Source organism: Spiroplasma endosymbiont of Lariophagus distinguendus, assembly GCF_023846195.1.
Lineage (GTDB): Bacteria > Bacillota_I > Bacilli_A > Mycoplasmatales > VBWQ01 > Spiroplasma_E.
Map to the genome: position 1 here is coordinate 1 of NZ_JALMUW010000075.1, position 3,498 is coordinate 3,498.

Below are 3,498 nucleotides of genomic sequence, written 5' to 3' on the forward strand. Positions count from 1 at the left end.
TTCTAAAAGATTAATTCCCAATTTTGTTAAAAATATATCTTTTTTTATGTCATTAATTAATAACTTCTTCTTAAAATAAAACCTATATATCATAGCAAGACATGCCAAACCACAATCATTTTCTGTTTCTTGTTGAACAAAAGGATATTTCATATAAAAAATCACCGCCAATAATAATTAACAGTGATTACCATTTTTTCCTTTTTATTACTTACGATGTTTTTTCTTTTTAGCAGCAGCGCTTTGTTTTTCGCGTTTTTCATCACGCGCAGAAAGAAAATGTTTATGTCTTTTTTCTGCTCTTTTAGTTTCTTGGGCCTTTTTACTAAATCCTTTTAAAAGACGTTGAAACTCTTGTTCACTACTTGTTCGTTCTTCGTTTTCTTTGTTGTCTGATGATGGTGATTTTTTCACTGAATGCATTCATGTCAGCTCCTATTTTTTATTTTACTTTAACAATTATATTAGTAAATTAAAAAATTATCAATATTTTTATACAATATTAAACTTTTTATTTTAAAAAAAATTAAAAGTAAGATTATCTTTTAAAATTTCACACTTACTAACTATTATTTAATAATACTTAATGATTTTATCATATTTTAAATGTTTATTTTTTTAATAAATAAAACAAAAAAATTATTTATAAAATAAATCTAAATGAACGATTTGATACTAAAAATGGAATAAAATTTAAATCTTCTTTAGAAAGTTTGCCAACAACGTTACGAATACCATCATTTTTAATTTTATTTGTAATAATATGTAATTCACCACGATAATTTTGTGCTTTATTATTAATAATAACAACATCACCTTTTTCTAATCATTGATTAGTATTGTTAGCAGGGATATCTAATTCTTGATATATAACTCGAGAAATAACACTACGAATTATATCACGTGCTAAATCAGATCTAACTTTATGAATATTTTTGTCAAAAAGAATCTGTTGTTCACTATCAGTAATATTAGAATTTAACTCAATTTTTAACGATAAATTTTTATAATCAATTTCATTTATCATTTTCAAATCATATTCTGTTAAAAACTGGTTAGCAATAATTATCATATCAATGCATAAAGCAATATAATGACGAATTTGTGTTACCAATGGTCAATCACGATGCAGTTCTAATGTTGGTAAATTATCATTATATTTTCAAGGTCCAATTTTATCTTTTCCTAATAATGTAACAAAGCTGGCAAATGGAATTTTATTAACAACGCTTTCAGATTGATTTAAACAAAAAAAGTCAATATCAGCAGCGGTATATCTTTGTGGATAAAAATTATAACAACTAATAAGGTTATTAACATTAGCTTTATAAAATAATATTAAGTAGTTGATATCATTAACAACATATGAACCATTAATAAATATTCGGACTTCTCCCCACATGTACTTGTGGAGGAAACAATGAAATTGAATGAGTTCAACAATACTTTTCAAACAGAACAAGATTGTTTGAAATATATAGTAAGTTTGAAGGAAAATAAATGTATCAGGTGTTATTGAACAAATTTGAATACTTCTGATTTAAGAAGAATAAGATGTTTGAAATGTCATCAAACATTTAGTATTCTTCATGGCACCATTTTTTACAAGTCACAAATACCTTTGAAATCTTGGTTTTATCTCATCTTTAGATGAATAAACACCAAACATGGAATTCCATCAACTGATGTTGCAAAAGAATTGGGGGTAACTTTGAAAACTGCTTGAAGAATGGGTCATAAAATCAGAACTTGTATTGCCAAACAAGAATCACAATTTATTGTTGAGGGCATAGTGCAAATGGATGAAATGTATCTTTCACATATGGGTTTTAAAAAACAAGGAAGATCCTTGGTGAATAAAACCTTGATTGTTGGTATTTATGAAAAAACAACCAATAAATTAATTGTGAAAGTATTGAAAAATGCAAAAAGTAAAAATCTTTTGCAGTTTGCAAGAAACCACATTTCTTCAAAGTGTCATGTACATACTGATTTTTGAAAAGGATATTGCGATTTTAAATCGGTTTTCACTAAGCATGAAACAGTCAATCATCAAGATAGCTATGTTTCAAAAACTGGTGTAAATACCAACCAAATTGAATCAGTTTGAAAACATATAAGAAGAACATTTAAAACACATATCAAAGTTGCAAAACATCATGTTCATTTATATGCAAAAGAAGCTGCATATAAATTCAATAAGATACCTAGTTTTGAAATTGTAATGCTATGTTTGATTTAAAAATGTGGGGAGAAGTCCGTAGATAGGCTTTTCTCAGCATTTATGTGATAAAATTTAAAAATAGTACATAAAGGGAGAAAAGCCTAAATATTTTCAAATTTAAACGATTTTGACTTAATTTTGCTTGATGCTTAATATCAATTCCTTCGTTGCAACGAATACCCGATAAACCATACATTTTAAAAAACTTTATGAAATCAAGTCGTTTATTAAGATTCAGATTAAATTCATTAATAAATTCAATATTAATATCTGCAAAAACATGCATATTATACTTTTTAGCAATTTGTGTTAATACTACTAATTTTTTTAAATTTTCATAATCTGTTTTTTTAAAACTAATTAAAGTTGTAAAAATAGTTTTAATATTATTCTTGGCTAATAATTCGGTATAATTTTTAATTTCTTCTAAATTTGCTAAATGTAAATAAACTGCAGCACCAATTTTTTCCATTTACTTCCTACTTTACTTTTTATATATTAATTGGGAGATTGTCAAAAATCCGTAATAAATTAAATCATATAGTCTTATTATTTTTTAGACAAGAAATAATTTGGATTTTTATGAAATTGTACATTCATCTTACTATTTTTTAAAAGATATTTCAACTAAAATACTTATATTAAATTTTATTAAATGCTAAACTTATTAAATAAACTTAGAGAGGATTTAAAAATGAAAATTAAAAAACTTAAAAAATTACAGTTATTAACTGTATTAATATTTATTTTAACTGTTTTAATTATTATTGCGGGATTATTATTACTAGGTTTATTTCATGGAAAAGAAGTAGTAACTATTAAAAGTAATCATTTAGTTAAAAATACAGAACCTTTAATATATGAATATAATGGTTTTACTTTATGAAGTAAATACAGTTGATATTATATATTAACTAATAACAATATTTGCCTTAATAATTTTGGAAGTTATTATATTATTCATAATTCTTATAATTATTCTTTATTATGGTTAAAAATTGCAGTTATTTTTTCTACAATTGTAGTTCCAATTTTTATTTCTATAATTTTGTCATTAACATTCTTAATTATTGGTTTAAAAAGAAAAATAAAAAATAATAATTTTTGAGATGCTATTGCAAATTGTGAAATAATAAGTAATTATTACATTCATTAATTATGTTTCTAAATTTATCTTATTACATTTAAAAATAACCATTTTAATATAAATTAAAATATTATATGTTCTATTACCAAGCATTTCTTTTAAAACATGTCAAATATTAGTTTCAGTA

The 3,498-nt window shown here is 23.6% G+C and carries 6 protein-coding genes; 2 read left to right on the plus strand and 4 right to left on the minus strand.

Features of this window, described 5'->3' with window-relative positions:
• From M0D11_RS07455 to M0D11_RS05340, 3 genes are all read right to left on the minus strand, one after another.
• The coding region (locus tag M0D11_RS07455; protein WP_368862544.1) for a cysteine peptidase family C39 domain-containing protein at positions 1–153 on the minus strand (153 nt) is incomplete at its 3' end.
• Between the two features lie 54 nt (positions 154–207).
• Positions 208–423 carry a hypothetical protein gene (locus tag M0D11_RS05335; RefSeq protein ID WP_174480618.1) on the minus strand — a complete coding sequence of 72 codons (216 nt, stop codon included), beginning with the start codon at positions 421–423 and terminating at the stop codon, positions 208–210.
• 220 nt (positions 424–643) lie between these two features.
• Positions 644–1,402, minus strand: coding sequence for a phospho-sugar glycosidase domain-containing protein (locus tag M0D11_RS05340; RefSeq protein WP_252320780.1), 759 nt, complete (start codon positions 1,400–1,402; stop codon positions 644–646).
• Between the two features lie 219 nt (positions 1,403–1,621).
• On the opposite strand from M0D11_RS05340, the gene M0D11_RS05345 reads away from it, so the two are divergent.
• Positions 1,622–2,242, plus strand: coding sequence for an IS1595 family transposase (locus M0D11_RS05345; RefSeq protein ID WP_252318950.1), 621 nt, complete (start codon positions 1,622–1,624; stop codon positions 2,240–2,242).
• A gap of 40 nt (positions 2,243–2,282) precedes the next feature.
• On the opposite strand, the gene M0D11_RS05350 is transcribed toward M0D11_RS05345, so the two are convergent.
• On the minus strand, positions 2,283–2,696 hold the full coding sequence (locus tag M0D11_RS05350) for a MupG family TIM beta-alpha barrel fold protein (RefSeq protein ID WP_252320783.1): 414 nt from the start codon (positions 2,694–2,696) through the stop codon (positions 2,283–2,285).
• Positions 2,697–2,918: 222 nt separating this feature from the next.
• Between M0D11_RS05350 and M0D11_RS05355 the strand changes: the two genes are divergently transcribed.
• On the plus strand, positions 2,919–3,380 hold the full coding sequence (locus M0D11_RS05355) for a hypothetical protein (RefSeq protein ID WP_252320785.1): 462 nt from the start codon (positions 2,919–2,921) through the stop codon (positions 3,378–3,380).
• Positions 3,381–3,498: the final 118 nt, after the last annotated feature.